We start from the raw sequence: 21,476 nt of genomic DNA, 5'->3' as shown, positions 1-21,476 counted from the left end.
ACTACAAGTGGAACTGGCCCATTACTCGGACTATGCCGTGCGCCTGGTCAACACCGAGGAGCCGGCCCGCAACAAGGACTCGCTGACCTCCGTGGACGCCGTCCGCGCCCTCTTCGGCGCCAGCGTGCAGATGGCCCGCCGGGTCACGGACGGCGACGTCACCCGCTTCCGCAACGTCCGCGGCCGGCTGCGCACCGTCTTCGAGGCCGCCGACGGCGGCGACCACGTCCTCGCCGTCGACCTGCTGAACTCCCTGCTCATGGAGTTCCCGGTGAGCCCGCAGGTCTCGGGGCACGAGACGCTCGGTGAGCACGGCGGCCCGAACTGGCACATCCACCTGGCCGACCACCCCTCCAACGCCTCCGCCGGCTACGCCGCGATCGCGTGCTTCGGGCTGGCCTTCCACCTCACCGAGCACGGCCCCGACCGGCTCGGCCTGTGCCAGGCCCCGCCCTGCCGCAACGCCTACCTCGACACCTCCACCAACCGCTCCCGGCGCTACTGCTCCGACCGGTGCGCCACGCGCGCCAACGTCGCCGCCTACCGCGCGCGCAAGCGGCTGGAGGCCGAGGAGTCCGCCCGCAGCGGACGCAGCGCCGTGGAAGCCCAGGAGAGCCACGCCCTCAGCGAGCGCTGATCGCCCGCCGCGTGCTCCGGCCGGGGGCGCGGCCGGAAGCGGACCAGGGCGGTCGCCAGCACGAGCTCGTCGGGGACCGCCCCGTAGTCGTTGCTGTCGCCCGTCGCGTTGTACGGGTTGTCGCCCAGCACCCACCAGCCGCCCGGCCGCCGCTCCGCCGCCCGCTTGACGACCAGCAGGTCCTGCTGGAACGGATGGCGCAGCACCACCACGTGGCCCGGCCGCACGGGGGCTCCGTAGCGGACCAGCACCTGGTCGCCGTTCTCCAGGGTCGGCGCCATCGAGGGGCCCCTCACCTCCACCGTGCCGATGCTCTTCAACGGCGATTCCCACTCCCGCGCCCGGCCGCGCGAGCGCGTGCTCCCCGCCATCCGTGGCCTCCTCACCCGTGCCCGTGCACTCTCCGTGCCCTCCCGCATGCTGCCGCACTCTTCCGTACATTCGGTCACCGGCCCGGGCACACCCCTGGACTTTTGTCCCAACCGCACGGGGGCGCCCGCGAAATCGTCTTTCTCACGGAGTAATCTCCCCCTTGAGAAGACGATCACGAGGAGGACAAACTCCATGCTTTCCCGCCTCTTCGCCCCCAAGGCGAAGGTCTCCGCCCACTGCGATCTTCCGTGCGGCGTGTACGACCCTGCCCAGGCCCGCATCGAGGCCGAGTCCGTCAAGGCCGTGCAGGAGAAGTACCAGGCCAACGACGACGCCGACTTCCGCGCGCGCGCCATCACCATCAAGGAGCAGCGCGCCGAGCTCGCGAAGCACCACGTTTCCGTGCTGTGGAGCGACTACTTCAAGCCGCCGCACTTTGAGAAGTACCCGCAGCTGCACACCCTGGTCAACGACACCCTGAAGGCCCTCTCGGCCGCCAAGGCGTCGAACGACCCGGCGACCGGCGCCAAGGCGCTGGAGCTCATCGCCGAGATCGACCGCATCTTCTGGGAGACCAAGGCCGCCTGATCGGACTCTCCAGTCCGATCGGATCCGCCTTGTCCCGCGGGACGATGACGAAGGGGCCCGACCGCATCGCGGTCGGGCCCCTTCGTCGTGCGCGGGGGCCTACTCGGCCCACCAGGCCTACCAGGCCTACTCGTCCTCGTCGTCCTCGTCGTCCAGGCGGGCCAGCCACGTGGCGAGGCGTTCCACCGGGACCTCGAAGTCCGGGTTCAGATCGACGAAGGTGCGCAGCTGCTCGGCGAGCCACTCGAAGGTGACCTCCTCCTCGCCGCGCCGCTTCTCCAGCTCCTCGATGCCGCGATCGGTGAAGTACAAGTCGGGCTCCGTGCGGTGGTCGGGTGTTCGGGTGTGTCCCGTCAGGATAATCCGCCCCCCGCGGGGGCCGGACCCGACCTGACCGCTTTCCGCCGTTCGCGGAGCCCCTCCCCAGGGCAGGGATGGAGGGTCCGCGGCGGGAGGCATGCATGGAACACCCCGAGCCGAGCGACGGCGTGCTGAGGGCCCTCGGTTCCACCGAGCCGTCCGCCGAGGGCACCGCGCTGGTGTGCGGCGTACGGCGGGCCCGGCGGCTGCGGCTGCTGGGGGAGCTCGCGCGGCTGCCCGGCGCCCGCGCCGGGGAGGCGGCCGAGCGCTGGGCCCTGCTGGAGGAGGCCGGACGGCGCGACCCCCGTGCGGTGGGCGACGTGGTGCACTATCCGGCCACCGGGCTGTGGGCCGAGGAGACGCTGGGCCGGCTGCGCACGCGGCACGGACCGCCCGCCGACCTCGGACACCTCGGGGCACTGGCCGCCGCCGCGGCGCTGCGCGCCGGGATCGGCTTCAAGATCACGCTGCGGCCCGCGCACGGACGCCTGGTCCTGCCCACCCTCGGACTGCTGCGCCCGGACCGGCCGGGCCCGATCGCCCTGACCGAGGGCTCCTGGGACCCCGGCAACCCGGAGGCGCTGGCCCTGCACGCGCTGCCCGACGGCCGTACCGCCCTGGACGACCTGGACCCGTACCGCGCCCCGGGTACCGTGCCCGCCGCCCGCCGGCTCACCCCCAAGGGGCACAAGCGCTGGGACACCCAGTGGTCCGGGGCCCTGACCCTGCTGCGGCGCTACGACACCGCCCGCGCGGAGGAGACCGGCAGGCTGCTGCGCTGCCTGGTCCCGCTGTCCGGCAGCTCCCGCTCCTACGGCGGAACCCTGCCCGGGGCGGCGGGCTCCGTCCTGGCGCGGGCGCAGCCGCCGCCCGCGCTGGCCGCGACCCTCGTCTTCGAGGTGCAGCACGGGAAGCTCGCGGCCCTCGCGGAGGCGCTGCCGCTGCACACCGCCGACCGCACGGCACGCTACTGGGCCCCCTGGAGGGACGATCCACGGCCGCTGGAGGGGCTCCTGAGGGGCGCGTACGCGCATCTCGGGCTGGCGGGCTACTGGCAGCGCGCGGCGCTCTACGGGGCCAGGGGGGCGTGGGCGCAGCACGCGCGGGTGCGGGCGCAGGTGGCGGCGGTGCTGCCCGTCCTGGACGCCTGCCCGGAACTCACCGCGGGCGGCCGGGTGTTCGTCGGTGCGATGGCCGCGGCCGAGCGGGCCATGGACGGGGTGGCGGCGCCGGGCACGCGGTACGCGGTGGCCCGCGGGGTGGTGGACCGGGACCGGGCCGCCTGGTGCGAGGCCCACCCGAACCTGGCCCCGTACGCGGCCGGCTGACGCCCGGTGGGCCGCTGCGCGGGGCGAGGTCCCCTACCCGCCCTTCCACCGTTCCCCGGGGCTCCGCCCCGGACCCCGGACCTCCGGTCCTCAAGGGCCGGATGCGGCCGAGCATGCCGGAAGGCCCGGCCCCCCAGAGGGGCCGGGCCTTCCGCCGTTCGAGCAAGCGTGGCGCTTAGGCCTCGAAGACCTCGTTCAGGAGGAGCTGCTGCTCCGCCTGGTGGCGCTTGGCCGAGCCGACCGCCGGGGACGAGCCGTGCGGGCGGGAGATGCGCCGAAGGCGCTCGCCGGCCGGGACGTCCGCGCCGACCGCCAGGTCGAGGTGGTCGATCAGGTTGAGGGCGATGAAGGGCCACGCGCCCTGGTTCGCCGGCTCCTCCTGGGCCCAGATGTACTTCGCCGCGTTCGGGAACTTGGCGATCTCCGCCTGGAGTTCGGCACCCGGGAGGGGGTAGAGGCGCTCGATGCGGATGATCGCCGTGTCGGTGATGCCCCGCTTCTCGCGCTCGGCCTCCAGGTCGTAGTAGACCTTGCCCGCGCAGAAGACCACCTTGCGCACCGCGTTGGGGTCCACGGTGGAGTCGCCGATGACCGGACGGAACGAACCGGTCGTGAACTCCTCCGCCTTCGACGCCGCCGCCTTCAGACGCAGCATCGACTTCGGGGTGAAGACGATGAGCGGCTTGTGGTGCGGGTTGTGGACCTGCCAGCGCAGCAGGTGGAAGTAGTTCGACGGGAGCGTGGGCATGGCCACCGTCATGTTGTCCTGCGCGCACATCTGCAGGAAGCGCTCCGGGCGGGCGGAGGAGTGGTCCGGGCCCTGGCCCTCGTAGCCGTGCGGCAGGAGGAGCGTGACGCCGGACGTCTGGCCCCACTTCTGCTCGGCCGAGGAGATGAACTCGTCGACGACGGTCTGCGCGCCGTTGACGAAGTCGCCGAACTGGGCCTCCCAGAGGACCAGCGCGTCCGGGCGGGCCAGCGAGTAGCCGTACTCGAAGCCCATGGCCGCGTACTCGGAGAGCAGCGAGTCGTAGACGTTGTAGCGGGCCTGCTCGTCCGACAGGTAGAGCAGCGGGGTGTAGTCCTCGCCCGTCTCCCGGTCGATCAGGACCGCGTGGCGCTGGCCGAAGGTGCCGCGGCGGGAGTCCTGGCCGGACAGCCGGACCGGGGTGCCCTCCATCAGCAGCGAGCCGAAGGCCAGGGTCTCGCCCATGCCCCAGTCGATGGTGCCGTCGTCGATCATCGCCGCGCGGCGCTGCAGCTGCGGCAGCAGACGCGGGTGGACGGTGACCGTGTCAGGGATGTTGACCTGGGCCTCGGCGATCCGCTTGACGACCTCCTGGGAGATCGCGGTGTTCACGAAGACCGGGAACTCCTGCGCGACCTGCGCGGGCGCCACCGGGGCGACCGCGGGCTGCGTGGCGGCTTCGCGGACCTCCGCGAAGACCTTCTCCAGCTGGCCCTGGAAGTCCTGGAGCGCCTGCTCCGCCTCTTCCAGGGTGATGTCGCCGCGACCGATGAGGGACTCGGTGTACAGCTTGCGCACCGAGCGCTTCTTGTCGATCAGGTCGTACATCAGCGGCTGCGTGAACGCCGGGTTGTCCGACTCGTTGTGACCGCGGCGGCGGTAGCAGATGAGGTCGATGACCACGTCCTTGTTGAACGCCTGACGGAACTCGAAGGCGAGCCGCGCGATGCGGACCACGGCCTCCGGGTCGTCGCCGTTCACGTGGAAGATCGGCGCCTCGATCATGCGGGCCACGTCGGTCGCGTACATCGAGGAACGCGAGGACTCCGGGGCGGCGGTGAAGCCGACCTGGTTGTTGATGACCACGTGCACGGTGCCGCCGGTGCGGTAGCCGCGCAGCTGCGACATGTTCAGCGTCTCGGCGACGACGCCCTGGCCCGCGAAGGCCGCGTCGCCGTGCAGGGCGACGGGCAGGACCGTGAAGTCCGTGCCGCCCTTGTTGATGATGTCCTGCTTGGCGCGGACCACGCCCTCCAGGACCGGGTCCACCGCCTCCAGGTGCGAGGGGTTCGCGACGAGCGAGACCTTGATCTGCTCCCCGTCCAGGCCCGTGAAGGTGCCGTTGGCGCCCAGGTGGTACTTGACGTCGCCGGAGCCGTGCATGGACTTCGGGTCGAGGTTGCCCTCGAACTCGCGGAAGATCTGCGCGTACGACTTGCCGACGATGTTGGCCAGCACGTTCAGGCGGCCGCGGTGGGCCATGCCGATCGCGACCTCTTCGAGGCGGGCCTCGGCGGCCGAGTCGATGACGGCGTCGAGCAGCGGGATGACGGACTCGCCGCCCTCCAGGGAGAAGCGCTTCTGGCCGACGTACTTCGTCTGCAGGAAGGTCTCGAAGGCCTCCGCCGCGTTCAGCCGGCGCAGGATCCGCAGCTGCTCCTCGCGCTCCGGCTTGGAGTGCGGGCGCTCGATGCGGTCCTGGATCCAGCGGCGCTGCTTCGGGTCCTGGATGTGCATGAACTCGACGCCGGTGGTGCGGCAGTACGAGTCGCGCAGCACGCCGAGGATGTCGCGGAGCTTCATCATCGACTTGCCGGAGAAGCCGCCGACCGCGAACTCGCGCTCCAGGTCCCACAGGGTGAGGCCGTGCTCGGTGATGTCGAGGTCGGGGTGCTTGCGCTGCTTGTACTCCAGCGGGTCGGTGTCGGCCATGACGTGGCCGCGGACCCGGTAGGAGTGGATCAGCTCGAAGACGCGGGCGGCCTTCGTGACGTCGTCGTCGTGCGAGGCGTCGATGTCCCGGAGCCAGCGGACCGGCTCGTACGGGATGCGCAGCGCCTCGAAGACGTCGTCGTAGAAGCCGCTCTCGCCGAGCAGCATGTTCGCGACGACGCGCAGGAACTCGCCGGAGGCCGCGCCCTGGATGACCCGGTGGTCGTAGGTCGAGGTCAGGGTCATGACCTTGGAGATGCCCAGCTTGTTCAGGGTGTCCTGAGAGGTGCCCTGGAACTCGGCGGGGTAGTCCATGGAGCCGACGCCCATGATGACCGACTGTCCGGGCATCAGGCGGGGCACGGAGTGGACGGTGCCCAGGCCGCCGGGGTTGGTGAGGGAGACCGTCACCCCGGTGAAGTCGTCCATCGTCAGCTTGCCGATGCGGGCCCGGCGGACGATGTCCTCGTAGGCCTGCCAGAACTCGAAGAAGTTGAGGGTCTCGGCCTTCTTGATGCCGGCGACGACGAGCTGGCGGTCGCCGTTGGGCTTCACCAGGTCGATCGCGAGGCCGAAGTTGATGTGCTCCGGCTTGACCAGGGTCGGCTTGCCGTCCTTCTCCGCGAAGGAGTAGTTCATCGACGGCATGGCCTTGATGGCCTGCACCATCGCGTAGCCGATGAGGTGGGTGAAGGAGATCTTCCCGCCCCGGGCCCGCTTCAGGTGGTTGTTGATGACGATGCGGTTGTCGAACAGCAGCTTCACCGGGACGGCGCGGACGGACGTGGCCGTCGGCACTTCCAGCGAGGCGTTCATGTTCTTGACCACGGCCGCCGCCGGGCCGCGGAGCGTCACCAGTTCGGGGCCGGCAGGGGCCTCGGTGGCGGGCGCGGCCTTCTGGGGGGCTACGGAGGGGGTGGCGGCCGGAGCCGGGGAGGCGGGGGCTGCCGGTGCGGCGGCGGCCGGGGCCTGGGAGGTGACAGTCACAGCAGGGGCACCAGAGGGGGTGGCAGGTACAGGGGCAGGTGCTGACACGGGCGTCGTGGGCGCTGCGACGGGGGTGGCGGGCGCGGGGCTCGCAGTCCCTGGGGCGGCGGCGTCGGAAGCCTGCGGAGCCACGGCGGTGACGGGGGCGGCGGCCTGTGCGGAGGCGCCGTCCGTCGTCGTCGAGGCAGGGGGAGCGGGCCGGTCCGTGGGCTTATCCGCCTTCACCGGAGCGACAGCGCCACCCGGCTTGTAGTCGGCGAAGAAGTCCCACCAGGCCCGGTCGACCGAGTTCGGGTCCTGGAGGTACTGCTGATAGATCTCGTCGACGAGCCACTCGTTCGCGCCGAAGCCCGGGGCGGGGTTCTTCCCGCCTGATCCTGCTTCGGTCGTGGTGCTCGGGTTACTGGGGGACTGTGGCGACACGGCGGCAACCGCCCTCTTCCGCTTCACAAGGTATGGACAGCGGGAATAAAGGCTACGCCTCCCGGGCCGTGTGATGCAGACCGGGCGGGACTTACGTCGCGTAGGTCACATCGAACGGCGGGTTTCACCACCAGGAATGGCGGGAAACAAGCGTGGTTCGGGCAGGAGACACCGCGGTTGCGGCCCCCTGGCTTCGCACCCCTGACGGACCCCGGCGCGTGTGGCCGAGATCATGTCCTTCCCACTCGAACCCTACGTCAACTCGACGCCTGGGAGCTGCCCGGAAGTGTGACAAGGATCCGGCAGCCTCGCGATGATTCGGCCACTCCGATGTGGCCCCCGTGCAGGCCGACCGCCCAGCGGGCGATGGCCAGGCCCAGCCCCGTGCCGCCGTCGCCGCCCCGTGCGCTGCCCCGGTTGAACCGCTCGAAGACCCGGTGGCGCTCCGACTCCGGAATGCCGGGACCTTCGTCCCGAACCTCCAGCGCGAGGCTTCCGGGCGCGTCGCCCGCCCGGGCGTGGACCGTGACCCGGCCGTGCGGGGGGCTGTGCTTGACCGCGTTGTCGATCAGGTTCGCCACGACCTGGTGCAGCCGCTCGGCGTCCGCGTGCGCCGTCAGGTCCGGCGGGGACACGTCCAGGTGCAGGTGGACGTCGTTGCGGGTGTGCCCGCCCGAGCCGGAGGACAGGCCCGGCCGGCCGGCGGCCGCCAAGCCCGACTCCTTCAGTACTCCCGACAGGTACGGCCACACCTCGAAGCGGCGCGCCCGCAGCGGCACCACCCCGTTGTCCACGCGGGAGAGGTCCAGCAAGGTCTCCACCAGCCGGCCGAGCCGCTCGGTCTGCTTCAGGGCCGTGCGCATGGTCTCCGGATCGGCGGCGGAGACCCCGTCCACCACGTTCTCCAGCACCGCCCGCAGGGCCGCGATCGGGGTGCGCAGCTCGTGCGAGACGTTCGCCACGAGCTCCTTGCGGTGCCGGTCCACCGCCTCCAGGTCGTCGGCCATCAGATTGATGGTGGAGGCCAGGTCGCCCAGCTCGTCGCGGCGGCCCGCCCCGCGCACCCGGCGCGTGTAGTCCCCGTGGGATATCGCACGGGCCACGGTGGTCATGTCGTCCAGCGGCGCCGTCAGACTGTGCGCCACGAACTGGGTGATCAGCATCGAGGCGATCACCGAGAACACCGTGATGAAGCGCACCTCGGTGGCCGTGCGCAGCGCCACCATCAGCAGACCCGTGGTGATGAAGACCGACACCACCACGAGCGTGCCCAGCTTGGTCTTGATCGAGAACGGGGAGAAGGGCCGCAGCACCCCGGGCGGTCGCTGCCCCGGCGGCCGGTAGCCGCTCACGACTGCGCCGGGGTCTCCAGGGCGTACCCGACGCCGTGGACCGTACGGATCCGCTCGGCGCCGATCTTCCGGCGCAGCGCCTTGATGTGGCTGTCGACCGTACGGGTCCCGGACGCGTCGGCCCAGTCCCACACCTCCGCGAGCAGCTGCTCCCGCGAGAGCACCGCCCGCGGGGTCCCGGCCAGGCACACCAGCAGGTCGAACTCCGTCGGCGTCAGGTGCACGTCCTCGGTGTGCACCCGGACCCGGCGCTGCGCGTGGTCGATCTCCAGATCGCCGAGGCGCAGCGTGGCCCCGCGCGGGGCGTGCGCGGCCAGCGTGGCCCGCTCCACCCGACGCAGCAGTACGTGGACCCGCGCGGCCAGCTCGCGCATGGAGAAGGGCTTGGTCATGTAGTCGTCGGCGCCGACCCCGAGGCCGACGAGCATGTCGGTCTCGTCGTCCCGGGCGGTGAGCATCAGCACCGGAACGGGCCGCTGCGCCTGGACCCGGCGGCAGACCTCCAGGCCGTCGAAGCCCGGCAGCATGACGTCCAGGACCAGCAGCTCCGGCAGCCAGCCCTCGGCCGCGGCGACGGCCGCCGGTCCGTCCGCGGCCGTCTGCACCTGGAAGCCCTCGGCGCGCAGCCGGGCCGCGATCGCCTCGGCGATGGTGTGGTCGTCCTCGACGACGAGTACCCGGCGTTGCGCGCCCGGGGTGGCCGCGGCGCCGTTGTGGGTGGTGGTGTGCGTCTGTTCCATGTCCCGCCCCTGAAGATCCCGCGTGGTAGGGGTGCAGCGTAGAGGAGCGCTCGGGCTCCGGCTATGACGGGTTCGCTGCGCGGGTTCGTCGCGGGGGCCTTTGCCCCCGGACCTGCACTTCAAACGCCGGCGGGGCTGGAAAGTCCAGCCCCGCCGGCGTGGAGGCGCGGGGTCCGGGGCGCAGCCCCGGGGAACGGTGGAAGGGCGGGTGGGGGACTTCGCCCCGCGGGGCCGCCCCGCTCCGGGGCTACAGGGTCAGGCCGTGGCCGTGCGGAAAGACCGGGTCGGCGGTGTCGTTCGGAACATCGGGCCGGGAGGCCGCGACGGCCTCCATCGAGCGCGGGAGCTCGAAGGGCAGGCGCCCCGCGGCCACGGCCCGGCCGAAGGCCACGTCCAGGAGGGCCGCGTCGGAGGCGCCGTAGTCCGCGATCAGCGCGGCCGCCCGCTCCGCGATCTCGGGGATCACCGCGGCCCGCTCCAGGTTGATGCAGACCAGGGTCGGGACGGCGTCCAGGAGGGACAGGATCTCGGCGAGTTCCGGCTCGGGGAAGGCCAGCGAACCCGAGTGGAAGAACGACTCGAAGATGTTCGTGCGGGGCTCGTGCGGCGTGCGCAGCCGCAGCACCGCCAGGTCCGCCTCGGCCGGGTCGGACACGACGTCCCCGTACGCCGCCGCGACGTCCGCGTCCACGTCCTTGACGTACAGCTTCGGCCGGCCGGACACCGGCAGGGTCTCCCCGGTGTTGGTGAGCACCGTCAGGGAGCGCCGCTGGGCCGCCGCGCCGGCCGCCGTGAAGTCGGCGCGGCCGACGGTCGCCGCCGCCGCGTCCGGGTCCACGTACGGGTTCTCGAAGAGGCCGAGGACGAACTTCTCGCGCAGCAGCCGGCGCACGGACGCGTCGATCCGGGCCTCGGTGACCCGGCCCGAGCGGACCAGCTCCACGACCACCTCGGGGCACTGCTCGCCGCCGAACTGGTCCGAACCCGCCTCCAGCGCCAGGGCCGCCCGCTCGGCGACGCTCAGGTGCTCCACGCCCCAGGCGCGGGCCGGGTGCGCCTCGCCGAAGATCACCGAGTCCGTGATCAGGCCCCAGTCGGTGCACACGATGCCCTGGAAGCCGAGCTGCTCGCGGAGCAGGCCGGTGACGACGCCCTTGTTGAAGCCGAAGCCGACCTCTTCCCAGTCGGTGCCGAGGGGCTGGCCGTAGTACGGCATTATCTGCGAGCAGCCGGCCGCGATGGCCGCCTTGAACGGCTCCAGGTGGTGCTCGCGCATCCCGCCCGGGTAGACCTGCTCCTTGCCGTGCGCGAAGTGCGGGTCCTCGCCGTCCTTCTGCGGGCCGCCGCCGGGGAAGTGCTTGACCATCGCGGAGACCGAGGCCGCGCCGAGCGTCTCGCCCTGCAGGCCCCGTACGTACGCCTGGACGAGCTCGCCCGTCAGCTTCGCGTCCGAGCCGAAGGTGCCCGACTGGCGGGCCCAGCGGGGCTCCGTGGCCAGGTCGATCTGCGGGTGCAGGGCGACGCGGAAGCCGACGGAGAGGTACTCGCGCCGCATGATGTCGGCGAACTCGAAGACCAGCTCGGGGTCGCCGATCGCGGCCAGGCCGATCGCCTCGGGCCAGGCGGAGAAGGCGCCGGCGTTGAAGGAGGCGCCGACGTTGTCGGTGAAGGAGTGGCGGGGGTCGGTGGACAGGGTCACCGGGATGCCGAGGCGGGTGGCGGCGGCCATCTCCTGCACGGCGTTCTGCCATATCGCCATCTCGCGGGCGCCGTAGCTGCCGAGGAGGTTGAAGTGGGTGAGGTGGCGGTCCTCGATCAGCTCGGGGGTGGTGAGCGGGAGGATCGAGCCGTCGGTCTCGGTGACCGGGGTGCCGTCCGGGTTCATCATCAGCATCGAGTGGAAGAGCTGGCCGGCCTTCTCCTCCAGGGTCATGCGGGAGAGCAGGTCCTCGACGCGCTGGTCGACGGGGAGGGCGGCGTCCCGGTAGGGGAGGGGGCTGGTGGGGGTGGCCGGGGTGGCGTTCATGGCGGGGCTCCTGAGGAGGTCGGTCGCGCGGGAGGTCGCGGGGGTGGACGACTGATGGAGTGGGGGTCTGGTCGCCGGTGCGTGGGCGCGGGCCGGGGCGGCGCCGGGCCCCGTCGGGTGGCGGGCCGTCACTTCACCGAACGGATCAGCTGTACGAGGGCGGCGCCGACGGCCGCCGCGATGCCGCCGACGAGGAAGAGGGCGCCGTAGTTGCCGCCTCCGCCGATGGCGAGGACGAACGGCGCGAGCATCGGGACGAGGGACTGCGGGAGGGCGTTGGCGATGTTGAGCACGCCCATGTCCTTGGCGGCGGTCTCCGGGTCGGGCAGGACGGCGGCGGCGAGCGCCACGTCGACCGCGAGGTAGAGGCCCTCGCCGAAGCCGAAGACGGCCACGGCGAAGAGGAACATCCCGAAGGTGCCCGACGTGGCGATCAGCAGCAGCCCGACGCCGATGACGAAGGCGGAGGCGAGCACGAAGGGCTTGCGCCGGCCGGTGGCGTCGGACAGCCAGCCGCCGGCGAGGGAGCCGACCACGACACCGCCGACGGTGACGAGGGTGGTGGTGAACATCTTCGAGGCGACCTCGCCCTCGGCGACCCCGAGGCGGTCCATCAGGAAGTACACCTGGTAGCTGGTGACGCAGGCGATGCCGATGAAGACCAGGAAACGGCTCGCGAAGTTCCACGCGTAGTCGGGGTTCTTGCGCGGGTTCACCCAGAAGCTGTGCAGGAACTCCCGCCACCCGTACGGGGCCACGGACTCGGCGCGGGCCGGCCGGTCGGGCATCACCGCGGCCAGCACGCACACCCCGAGGACGCCGACGGCGGCCGGGACGATGAAGGCCAGCGCCATGTCGTCCGTGAAGAGCTGCGCGAGAAAGCTGCCCGCGACCATCGAGACGGACAGCATCATGCCGACCATGCCGGAGACGCGGCCGCGCTGGTGGTCCGGGATCAGGTCCGGGATGCAGGCGGTGACCATGCACAGGGCGGCGTTGCAGCCGAGCTGCGCGATGGCCCAGCCGATGAGCAGCGTGGTGACGCTGGAGCCGAGGCCGACGACGGTCAGCCCGACGGCGGCCATCGTCATGCCGCCCACGAGCCAGGGGCGGCGGCGGCCGAACCGGCTGGTCGTGCGGTCGGAGAGGGCGCCGAAGAGCGGGTTGCCGACGAGGGCGAGCAGCGCTCCGACGGAGAGCACCTTGCCGAGGGCGGCGCCGCGCTCGGCTTCCGGGACGATCTGGGCCACGCGCAGGGCCAGGGTCACGACGATCGGGGTGAAGACGGCGATGCAGACGCCGAGCTGGGCGGCGACCAGGCCGAAGATCAGCTTGGCGGGGGCGTCGGCGGGGGTGCCGACCAGGGCGTGGGCCGGGGCGTGGGCCGGGGCGGAGGCCGGGGTGGCCGGATCGGGTCGGTCGGCGGTCGCGTCGCGTGCGGTTCCGGGGTCCTGCGTGAGCGGCATGGGGGCTCCAACGTCTCCGCGTCGGCCTCGTCGCCGACCGGGCGATTTCACCGTAGGCGCGAAAACCACGTACCCACTAGGTTTTCGAACAGTGAGCTGGATCACTCCATCGGGATGGCCGGAAACAGTCGGGTTTAGGGTGGTCCGCATGGCACAGGACAAGGGTCGAACGGCCCCCAAGGCGGCGACCGCCCGGGGCGGCTACGCGGTGGGCGACGCCCGTCGGCAGAAGATCCTCGACACCGCCGTCGAGCACTTCGCGCAGTGGGGCTTCCACGCCTCCTCGCTGGCCCGGATCGCCAACGACTGCGGGATCACCCAGGGCGGCCTGCTCCACCACTTCCGCGGCAAGGAGGACCTGCTGCTGTCGGTCCTCGCGCAGAGCGAGCAGCACGACGTCGAGCGGCTCTTCAGCGGGCCCGCGGAAGAGGTGCCCGCGGTCTCCGCGCACTTCGCCGCGGTGGTCGCCCTCGCCGAGGAGAACGCCCGCCGGCCCGGGCTCGTACGGATGTACAACACGCTGGTCGGCGAGTCCGGGAACCCGGGGCACCCCGCGCACGCCTACTTCCGGCAGCGCTACGACCGGGTGCTCGGCTACAGCGTCGACCTGCTCCGGGCGGGCGTCGCGCGCGGGGAGGTGCGGCCGGACACGGACTGCGAGGCCGTCGGCCGCGAGACGATCGCGGTGATGGACGGGTTCCAGATCCAGTGGGTGCTGGACCCGGAGGGCGTGGACATGGCGGTCCTGCTCCGCGGCTACCTGGACCGGCGGCTGCGGGAGATCACGGTGGCGGGAACGGGGCTGTGACGGGGCGGCGCCGCATCGGCGCGGCCCGGCCCGTCGAACCCGTCGAGCCCGTCGGGCTCATAGGACTCATTGAGCTCATCGGGCGCGTCGGCCCCGGCGTACTCGGTCAGCGCGGCTCGAAGGGCGGCAGGGAGCTCAGGACCCCCTCCAGGGGCCGCGGCAGCGTGGTCTGGGCGGCGGCGACCTCGTAACCGCCGTGCCGGAAGGCGTACGTGAACGCGTCGGCGACCGGCTCGGAGGGCATCGAGATCCGTGGCAGCCGGGGGAAGTCCGCCTGCTGGAGCGCGGTGCGCAGTTTCGCGAGGGCGGCCGCGGAGAGCTTGTCGCGGTCGACCGTCTCGGCCTTGGAATTCAGCCGCTGGAACGATCCGTCACCCTTGATGATCAAGGTGCTGGTCCTTCCGCCGAGGCCCCCGCTGCGGGTGACCGCGAGCAGGGTCTCGCCGGCGCCGGGCTGCGAGGCGCTGGGTGCGGGGGCCGGCGCGGAGGCACTGGGCGCGGGCTGCGGGGCCGGGCCGGTGGTACCGGCGCTCTGGCCGGGGGACGCGGTCCCCGGGGCGTCCGTCGCCGTCCCGGAGGGGGCGGTGGTGGCGGGGCCGGTGCCGCTGCTCGTGCCCGGGCCCGTGCCTGTGCCCGTGCTCGGCTTCGGTGAGGCTCCGTCCCGCGACCCGTCGGAGGAACAGCCGCCCAGGGCCGTCACCACGGCCAGCGCCGCGGCCGCCGTCGCCAAGCCCACTCGTCCACCACGTGCTCGCACGCCCCACCCCCGCAGGTATCCGGCTCGAACCCCGAGTATGGAGTCGGCACCACCCGCACGGATAGCACCCGGAGGCAGACATCCGCCGCATCGCCCCTTGGCGCTGGCTGCCGCCCCTCGCCGCATTCGCCCTCGGCCTCTGGGGCCTCGCGCGGGGCGGCTCCCTGTGGCGCGACGAGTCCGTCACGTGGCAGGTCGCGCACCGCCCGCTCGGGGAACTCTGGGAGCTGCTGGGCCAGGTGGACGCCGTCCACGGCCTCTATTACCTCCTGATGCACGCGGTGTTCGCGGCGACGGGCACCGCCGCTTCCGACCCCGGCCTCTGGGCCCTGCGCCTCCCCTCGGTGGCCGCCACGGCCCTCGCGGCCTCCGGCGTGGCCGCGGTGGCCCACCACCTGACGGGTCCGCCGCCCGGCGGGGGGTCCTCCCGCCCGGGCGCGCCCGACCGGTCCGGCGGCCCGGCTCGACCGGGTCGGCGCGCCGGTCCTGCCGACCGGGTCGCGGTGTCGGCCGGGGTCGCGTACGCCCTGCTGCCGCCCGTGCAGATGTACGCCCAGGAGGGGCGCTCGTACGCGTTCGTCGCCGCGGCCGTCGTCTGGGCCACGTACCTGATGCTGCGCGAGCGCTGGGTCGCCTACGCGGCGGTGCTGGTGCTGGGTTGCTGGCTGCACGAGTTCGCCGTACTGGCGCTGCCCGCGCATGCCCTCGCCGCCCGGCGCTCCCGCGGCTGGCGGCTCGCCGCCGGGGCGGTGGTGGCCGCGCTGCTGCCGCTCGCGCTGGTCAGCGCGCGGCAGGCGCAGACGCAGCTGGGCTGGCTCGGGCGGCCGAGCTGGCAGGACTGGGCGGCGTACGGGGTCCTCGCGGCCACCTCCCTGCTGCTGGCCCGGGGGGCCGCGCGGGACCTCGTACGGGTCGCCCTGCCGCTGGCGCTGGTGCCGCCCGGGCTGCTGCTCGCGGTCTCGCTGGTGCACCCCTGGTACGTGGACCGGTACGTCCTCTACGCCCTCGCCGGCCTCGCCCTCCTCGTGGGGGCGCGGCTCGCCGCGGCGCGGGGGTGGTGGGTGTGGCCGCTGGTCGGGGTCCTCCTCGTCCCCGTGGGGTTCTGGTCCGCGTGGCTGCGTACCCCCGAGAGCCGCAAGGACGACGCGCGGGCCGTGGCGGCGGCCGTCGCCGAACTCGCCCGCCCGGGCGACGAGGTGCTGTTCCTCCCCTCGCGGCGGCGCGAATGGCTGCTGTCCTCGCCGGAGCTCTACGGGTCCCTGAGCGACCTCGCCCTGTCCCGCACCCCGGCGGCTTCGCGGAGCCTCCAAGGCGTGGAGCGGACCCCGGAGCAGATCCGGGCGGCCCTGCTGGACCCGGCCGTCGACCGGGTGGTCGCCCTGCTGGACCCGGCGGGGCAGCCGCTGGACGGCTACCCGGCGGAGGCGGTGAAACGCCAGACGCTGGTCTCCCACTTCGACCTGTGCTCCGTGATGGACGTACGCGGCGCCCGCGTGGCGCTCTTCGCGAGACCGGGCGGCTGCCCGTAGCTCCCGCCGGGTCGGTGGGTCAGTGGGTTCGGTGGGTTCGGTGGGTCGGCGGGGCCACCGGTGAACAGGTGCGACCGCATGATCGTCATGAGGGAGTCCCGCAGTGCGGAACCGAAGGGGTGGTGACGGATGAGGGTGTTGTTCTTCCCCGGCGAAGGCGGGGTGGACCTCTCGGGCAGCGCGTCGGAGCTGGTCGCCGTGGCCCGCGCTCTCAGTGCGGGGGGCGGCGTCACGGAGGCTTCGGCTTCCACCGAACCGAGCTTCGGCGGCACCGAACTGACCTCGGTCGAGGTCCTGGCCCGCAGCGGATCGGGTGTCCGCGTCGGAGTCGACCCGGCACGCCGCGCCCTGCTGATCGAGGGCGACCGCACGGCATTGGGCGCTCTCGCCGATGAACTGCGGTCCACGGCGGAGATGGAGGACGGCGGGCACCAGCACATCGAGTACTACCCGGGTCACGACTACCTTGCCGCCGGATCACTGGCCATGGTGCTGAACAGCCCGCACGGGGGAATGCCGGCCCGTTGAACCACCCGGGTCGAGGGGCGGCCCGCCCGGGCAAGCCGCTCCCGCAGCAGGGGCGTTCGCGGAACGCGAGGGCGCGGGGGAGAGGATGGGAGGCGGGGCGCCGATCGTGCCGGGGCCCGTCGGATCCTGTCGGAGGTGCCTCATGGAAGCAGCCCACTCCCACTCCCGCGGTCTCGTGCCGCCCGGCCCGCTCGTCGGCGGGAGCTGGCTCGCGGAGCGGCTCGGGACGCCCGGACTCGTCGTCTTCGACGCCTCCGTCGGGGCGCACCGCGACTCGGACCGGCGGATTCCGGGGGCCCGCCCCTTCGACCTCGACGGCGCGCTGTCCGACCACACCGCCGCCGCCCCGCACACCATGCCCGGCCCCGCCGCCTTCGCCGAGGCGATGCGGGCCCTCGGCGTCGACGACACCAGCACGGTCGTCGCGTACGACGGCGCCGGGATCTATTCCAGCGCCCGCGCCTGGTGGATGCTGCGCGCCATGGGCTTCGGCCGGGTGGCCGTCCTCGACGGCGGGCTGCCCGCGTGGCTCGCCGCCGGGCGGCCGGTGGAGCGGCGCCGACCGGGTTACGAGGGCCCGCGCGGCTCCTTCACGGCCCGGCCCCGCGCCGGGCTGCTGGTGGACGCAGCCGCCGTCTCGGCGGCCCTGGCCGACCCGGCCGCCGCGGTGCTGGACGCCCGGACCCGCGAGCGCTTCGCCGGCGTCGCCCCCGAACCCCGCCCGGGCCTGCGCGGCGGCCACATGCCGGGCGCGGTCAGCCTCCCCTTCGGCGAACTCCAGCACCCCGACGGCCTGATGCGCCCCGCCGCGGAACTCCGTACGGCCTTCGGGGCGGCGGTGGGCGAGCGGGAACGGCTCTACTTCAGCTGCGGATCCGGCGTCACCGCCTGCGTGCTCGCCCTCGGCGCGGACCTCGCCGGGTACGAGGACCTCGCCGTGTACGACGGCTCCTGGAGCGAATGGGGCGTGCCGTCCCCGGACCGGCCGGTCGTGGCGGGGAGTTGAGCCGGGGGAATTGAGCCGGGGGGTCGGGCCGCCGCCGGGCGGGTGCCGGGCGGACGGCCGGTGCCCGCGCGGGTCAGCCGAGCACGGCGGTCACATCACGGCGGGCTGGCTCCGACAGCAGGGGGGACCACCGGGTGAACAGTTCGAGCAGACCGGCGCCGTTGCGTTCGCGGAAGGACGCGTTCACCTTGGCCAGGTCCAGCTCGTTGGCCGCCGTGAGTTCGGCGAAGTCGCGGCGCTGCCGAGGGGACGGAACGAACTCCTCGCCCGTGAACCGGTCCCGGAAGACCGCCGACGCTTCGTCCGGTGCGGAGAGGCCGGGGTAGGAGGCCTTGCGGTCGCAGCTCGCGTAGAAGTAGACGAGCTCCTCGGCCTCCGTACCGATCGCCTCGGTGAGGCGGGCCCGTTCGGAAAGGTCCAGGAGTATCAGTGGCAGTCCGTCGGTGCCGTAGAAGGCGTGGCACAGGGCCGCGGTCCGGAGCGCCGGCCGACCGCCCCAGGCGGCGACCAGTGCCTCGACGCGCAGCAGGTGGGTCAGGAGCGTCCCGCCCGAGTGCTTGGTGGTCTCCGCCCCCACCTCCTTGAGCAGGGCGATCGCCGGTGAATCGGTGGGTGCGTGCTTGTCGTGCTTGTCGTCGCTGGGCGTCATGCGCCCATCATGACGAGGCACCCGGGTCCGGCGCCCGACGCGATCGCCATGCGGACATCCGGCCGGCGACGAGTGTTCGCCCCCGGCGAACGGCGCTTGGGGAACATCGGGAGGCGCCCGCGCATTGAGTCGGCATAGCTCAACTTCACTGCCGGAGGGAACATCATGGCTTCGACGTCCGTAACGCTCACCCTGCCCGTGCTGCCGCTCGACGACGAGGTCGTGCTGCCCGGGATGGTCGTTCCGCTGGACCTGTCCGACGCCGAGGTGCGGGGCGCCGTCGAGGCGGCCCAGGCCGCCGCCGGGGACGGCAAACCGAAGGTGCTGCTCGTGCCCCGGGTCGACGGGAAGTACGCCGGTACCGGGGTGCTCGGGACCGTGGAGCAGGTGGGGCGGCTGTCCGACGGGGATCCCGGGGCGCTGATCCGGGGCCGCGGCCGGGTCCGCATCGGGGCCGGGACGACCGGCCCCGGGGCCGCGCTCTGGGTCGAGGGCGAGACGGTGGACGAGGTCGTCCCCGATCCGCTGCCCGGGGCCGTTGCCGAGCTCGTCAAGGAGTACAAGGCGCTCGCCACGACCTGGCTCAAGAAGCGCGGGGCCTGGCAGGTCGTGGACCGGGTGCAGCAGATCGAGGGGGTCGGGGCCCTCGCGGACAACTCCGGGTACTCGCCGTTCCTGACCGTCGAGCAGAAGGTGGAGTTGCTGGAGACGGCCGACCCGATCGCGCGGCTGAAGCTGGCGGTCAAGGCCCTCAGCGACCACCTCGCCGAGCAGGACGTCGCCGAGTCCATCGCCAAGGACGTCCAGGATGGTGTCGACAAGGTCCAGCGCGAGTTCCTGCTCAAGCGGCAGCTCGACGCAGTGCGCAAGGAACTGCGCGAGCTCGGCGGGGAGAAGGAGGGCGAGGAGTCCGACGACTACCGGGCCCGCGTCGAGGCCGCCGACCTGCCCGAGAAGGTGCGGGAAGCCGCCCTCAAGGAAGTCGACAAGCTGGAGCGCTCCAGCGACCAGTCCCCGGAGGGGTCCTGGATCCGCACCTGGCTGGACACCGTGCTCGAACTGCCCTGGAACGAGCGGACCGAGGACGAGTACGACATCCGGGGAGCCCGCGCCGTCCTGGACGCGGAGCACGCCGGGCTGAGCGACGTGAAGGACCGGATCACCGAGTACCTGGCGGTGCGCAAGCGCCGCTCCGAGCGCGGGATGGGCGTCGTCGGCGGGCGCAGGGGCGGGGCCGTGCTGGCGCTCGTAGGCCCTCCCGGCGTCGGAAAGACCTCCCTCGGGGAGTCCGTGGCCCACGCCATGGGGCGCAAGTTCGTCCGCGTGGCCCTCGGCGGAGTCCGCGACGAGGCCGAGATCCGCGGGCACCGGCGCACCTACGTGGGCGCGCTGCCCGGCCGGATCGTACGGGCGATCAAGGAAGCCGGGTCCATGAACCCGGTCGTCCTGCTCGACGAGATCGACAAGGTCGGCTCCGACTTCCGGGGCGACCCGGCCGCGGCGCTGCTCGAAGTCCTCGACCCGGCCCAGAACCACACCTTCCGGGACCACTACCTGGAGGTGGAGCTGGACCTGAGCGACGTGGTGTTCCTCGCCACCGCGAACGTGCTGGAGTCCATCCCCGAAGCTCTCGCCGACCGTATGGAACTGGTCCGCCTCGACGGCTACACCGAGGACGAGAAGGTCGTCATCGCCCGCGACCACCTGCTGCCCCGGCAGCTGGAGCGCGCCGGCCTGGCCGCGGAGGAAGTGGTCCTGGAGGAGGACGCGCTGCGCAAGCTGGCGGGCGAGTACACCCGGGAGGCGGGCGTGCGCACCCTGGAGCGTTCCCTCGCCCGGCTGCTGCGCAAGGTGGCCTCCCAGCACGAGCTGGGGGAGCGGGAGCTGCCCCTGCGGATCGGCGCGGACGACCTGCGGGCGCTCATCGGGCGGCCGCACCACGTGCCGGAGTCCGCGCAGGACCCGGCCGAGCGGCGCACCGCGGTACCGGGCGTGGCCACCGGCCTCGCCGTGACCGGGGCGGGCGGTGACGTCCTGTTCGTCGAGGCCTCGCTGGCCGATCCCGAGACGGGTGCGGCCGGGCTCACGCTGACGGGCCAGCTCGGAGACGTGATGAAGGAGTCGGCGCAGATCGCGCTCAGCTTCCTGCGCTCCCACGGCGCCGAGCTGGAACTCCCGGTCGCCGACCTGAAGGACCGGGGCGTGCACATCCACTTCCCGGCGGGCGCGGTGCCCAAGGACGGCCCGAGCGCGGGCATCACGATGACGACGGCGCTGGCCTCGCTGCTGTCGGGCCGGCAGGTCCGCACGGACGTGGCCATGACCGGGGAGGTCTCGCTGACCGGGCGGGTCCTGCCGATCGGCGGGGTCAAGCAGAAGCTGCTGGCCGCGCACCGGGCCGGGCTGACCACCGTCATCATTCCGAAGCGGAACGAGGCCGACCTGGACGACGTTCCCGCGGAGGTGCTGGCGGGGCTGTCGGTGCACCCGGTGACGGACGTACGGCAGGTCCTGGAGCTGGCCCTGGCCGCGGACGGGGTTCCGGTGGCCGCGGCGGCCTGATCCGGGCACGAGGCGTCCGGCCGCCGACCGTCCGGCCGTCGACCGGCCGCCCCGCCGGGCATCCGCGCGGGCCGGGGGCCCGGGGTCTCCCGCTCCGGCGGGGCCCCGGGCCCCCGGCGTACCCGCTGCGAAATACTGGTGGCCCACCCACCAGCGAAGGAGCCGTCCGTGCACGGGACCGAAGACCAGGAGTTCCTTGCCCTGGAGCGGGAGCTGTCCGTCTTCCTCCGACGGGCCCGCGCCTCCTCCGGGGAGATGGCGCGCGAGCTGCACCCGGAACTGGAACCGGCCGCCTACGGGCTCCTCGTACGGCTGGAAGCCGCCGGACGGCAGCGGGCGACCGAGCTCGCCGCGTACTTCGGGGTCGGCAAGGCCACGATGAGCCGGCAGCTTCGGGCCCTGGAGGTACTGGGCCTGCTGGCCCGCGAGCCGGACCCGGCGGACGGGCGGGCCTTCCTGGTCGGGCTCACCGAGGAGGGCCGGGAGCGCTTCCTGCGCGTCCGGGGCGCCCGGCGCGAGCAGTACATGCGCAAGCTCGCGGACTGGGACCGCGGCGAAGTGGCGGAACTGGCGCGGCTGCTCAACCAGTTGAACGCGGGCGCGGAGTAGCCCCCGGGGGCGGGACACACGAGCCCCCGGACCGGGACACACGAGCCCCCGGACCGGGACACACGAGCC

General features: G+C 73.0%; 18 protein-coding genes. 9 read left to right on the top strand and 9 right to left on the bottom strand.

Annotation, left to right across the window (positions count from 1 at the left end; translation table 11 throughout):
• The first annotated feature begins 7 nt into the window (after window positions 1–7).
• Window positions 8–637 carry a CGNR zinc finger domain-containing protein gene (locus ACFYYB_RS14310; RefSeq protein ID WP_389435535.1) on the top strand — a complete coding sequence of 210 codons (630 nt, stop codon included), beginning with the start codon at window positions 8–10 and terminating at the stop codon, window positions 635–637.
• Here the strand turns inward: ACFYYB_RS14310 and sodX are convergent.
• Window positions 541–1,008, bottom strand: a complete 468-nt coding sequence (gene sodX / locus ACFYYB_RS14305; protein ID WP_389435532.1) for a nickel-type superoxide dismutase maturation protease — start codon at window positions 1,006–1,008, stop codon at window positions 541–543. The two genes, ACFYYB_RS14310 and sodX, sit on opposite strands and share 97 nt — an antisense overlap.
• 193 nt (window positions 1,009–1,201) lie before the next feature.
• Between sodX and sodN the strand changes: the two genes are divergently transcribed.
• Window positions 1,202–1,597, top strand: coding sequence for a superoxide dismutase, Ni (sodN, locus tag ACFYYB_RS14300; RefSeq protein ID WP_030709803.1), 396 nt, complete (start codon window positions 1,202–1,204; stop codon window positions 1,595–1,597).
• 126 nt (window positions 1,598–1,723) lie between these two features.
• On the opposite strand, the gene ACFYYB_RS14295 is transcribed toward sodN, so the two are convergent.
• Window positions 1,724–1,909 carry a DUF6104 family protein gene (locus ACFYYB_RS14295; RefSeq protein ID WP_010061466.1) on the bottom strand — a complete coding sequence of 62 codons (186 nt, stop codon included), beginning with the start codon at window positions 1,907–1,909 and terminating at the stop codon, window positions 1,724–1,726.
• A gap of 149 nt (window positions 1,910–2,058) precedes the next feature.
• On the opposite strand from ACFYYB_RS14295, the gene ACFYYB_RS14290 reads away from it, so the two are divergent.
• Entirely contained in the window at window positions 2,059–3,285 is a 1,227-nt protein-coding gene (locus ACFYYB_RS14290) for an aKG-HExxH-type peptide beta-hydroxylase (protein ID WP_389435530.1), read from the top strand.
• Between the two features lie 175 nt (window positions 3,286–3,460).
• Here ACFYYB_RS14290 and ACFYYB_RS14285 read toward each other — a convergent pair whose 3' ends face one another.
• The 5 genes from ACFYYB_RS14285 to ACFYYB_RS14265 form a co-directional block, all read right to left on the bottom strand.
• Window positions 3,461–7,375, bottom strand: coding sequence for a multifunctional oxoglutarate decarboxylase/oxoglutarate dehydrogenase thiamine pyrophosphate-binding subunit/dihydrolipoyllysine-residue succinyltransferase subunit (locus ACFYYB_RS14285; protein ID WP_389435528.1), 3,915 nt, complete (start codon window positions 7,373–7,375; stop codon window positions 3,461–3,463).
• Window positions 7,376–7,632: 257 nt separating this feature from the next.
• Window positions 7,633–8,727 (bottom strand): ATP-binding protein, encoded by a 1,095-nt coding sequence (locus ACFYYB_RS14280; protein WP_389435526.1) that lies wholly within the window; start codon window positions 8,725–8,727, stop codon window positions 7,633–7,635.
• Entirely contained in the window at window positions 8,724–9,467 is a 744-nt protein-coding gene (locus ACFYYB_RS14275; protein WP_389435525.1) for a response regulator transcription factor, read from the bottom strand. Before ACFYYB_RS14275 ends, ACFYYB_RS14280 begins: the two co-directional genes overlap by 4 nt.
• A gap of 247 nt (window positions 9,468–9,714) precedes the next feature.
• Complete coding sequence (locus tag ACFYYB_RS14270; RefSeq protein ID WP_389435523.1) at window positions 9,715–11,493, bottom strand: glycoside hydrolase family 3 protein; 1,779 nt, start codon at window positions 11,491–11,493, stop codon at window positions 9,715–9,717.
• A gap of 128 nt (window positions 11,494–11,621) precedes the next feature.
• Window positions 11,622–12,959 carry an MFS transporter gene (locus ACFYYB_RS14265; protein ID WP_389435521.1) on the bottom strand — a complete coding sequence of 446 codons (1,338 nt, stop codon included), beginning with the start codon at window positions 12,957–12,959 and terminating at the stop codon, window positions 11,622–11,624.
• 148 nt (window positions 12,960–13,107) lie between these two features.
• Between ACFYYB_RS14265 and ACFYYB_RS14260 the strand changes: the two genes are divergently transcribed.
• Window positions 13,108–13,767 carry a TetR/AcrR family transcriptional regulator gene (locus ACFYYB_RS14260; RefSeq protein WP_389435519.1) on the top strand — a complete coding sequence of 220 codons (660 nt, stop codon included), beginning with the start codon at window positions 13,108–13,110 and terminating at the stop codon, window positions 13,765–13,767.
• 106 nt (window positions 13,768–13,873) lie between these two features.
• Here ACFYYB_RS14260 and ACFYYB_RS14255 read toward each other — a convergent pair whose 3' ends face one another.
• Entirely contained in the window at window positions 13,874–14,503 is a 630-nt protein-coding gene (locus ACFYYB_RS14255; RefSeq protein WP_389435517.1) for a hypothetical protein, read from the bottom strand.
• Window positions 14,504–14,763: 260 nt separating this feature from the next.
• Here ACFYYB_RS14255 and ACFYYB_RS14250 point away from each other — a divergent pair, with 260 nt between their 5' ends.
• From ACFYYB_RS14250 to ACFYYB_RS14240, 3 genes are all read left to right on the top strand, one after another.
• Window positions 14,764–16,053: a hypothetical protein gene (locus ACFYYB_RS14250; protein WP_389435515.1), complete on the top strand. Its 1,290-nt coding sequence runs from the start codon at window positions 14,764–14,766 to the stop codon at window positions 16,051–16,053.
• 129 nt (window positions 16,054–16,182) lie between these two features.
• A complete protein-coding gene (locus ACFYYB_RS14245) occupies window positions 16,183–16,581 on the top strand; it encodes a hypothetical protein (protein ID WP_389435513.1) in 399 nt (132 codons plus the stop codon).
• 142 nt (window positions 16,582–16,723) lie between these two features.
• Window positions 16,724–17,587, top strand: coding sequence for a sulfurtransferase (locus tag ACFYYB_RS14240; protein ID WP_389435511.1), 864 nt, complete (start codon window positions 16,724–16,726; stop codon window positions 17,585–17,587).
• Between the two features lie 73 nt (window positions 17,588–17,660).
• Here ACFYYB_RS14240 and ACFYYB_RS14235 read toward each other — a convergent pair whose 3' ends face one another.
• Window positions 17,661–18,236, bottom strand: coding sequence for a DUF6817 domain-containing protein (locus tag ACFYYB_RS14235; protein WP_389435509.1), 576 nt, complete (start codon window positions 18,234–18,236; stop codon window positions 17,661–17,663).
• A gap of 165 nt (window positions 18,237–18,401) precedes the next feature.
• On the opposite strand from ACFYYB_RS14235, the gene lon reads away from it, so the two are divergent.
• Together lon and ACFYYB_RS14225 are read left to right on the top strand one after the other, a co-directional pair.
• Window positions 18,402–20,798 (top strand): endopeptidase La, encoded by a 2,397-nt coding sequence (gene lon / locus ACFYYB_RS14230; RefSeq protein WP_389435507.1) that lies wholly within the window; start codon window positions 18,402–18,404, stop codon window positions 20,796–20,798.
• Between the two features lie 168 nt (window positions 20,799–20,966).
• On the top strand, window positions 20,967–21,407 hold the full coding sequence (locus tag ACFYYB_RS14225; protein WP_327304578.1) for a MarR family transcriptional regulator: 441 nt from the start codon (window positions 20,967–20,969) through the stop codon (window positions 21,405–21,407).
• Window positions 21,408–21,476: the final 69 nt, after the last annotated feature.

The sequence above is a fragment of the Streptomyces sp. NPDC002886 genome (assembly GCF_042888445.1).
Classification (GTDB): Bacteria; Actinomycetota; Actinomycetes; order Streptomycetales; family Streptomycetaceae; genus Streptomyces.
Note: the sequence above shows the minus strand (reverse complement) of the source record. Positions and strands in the feature narration are given on the sequence as shown.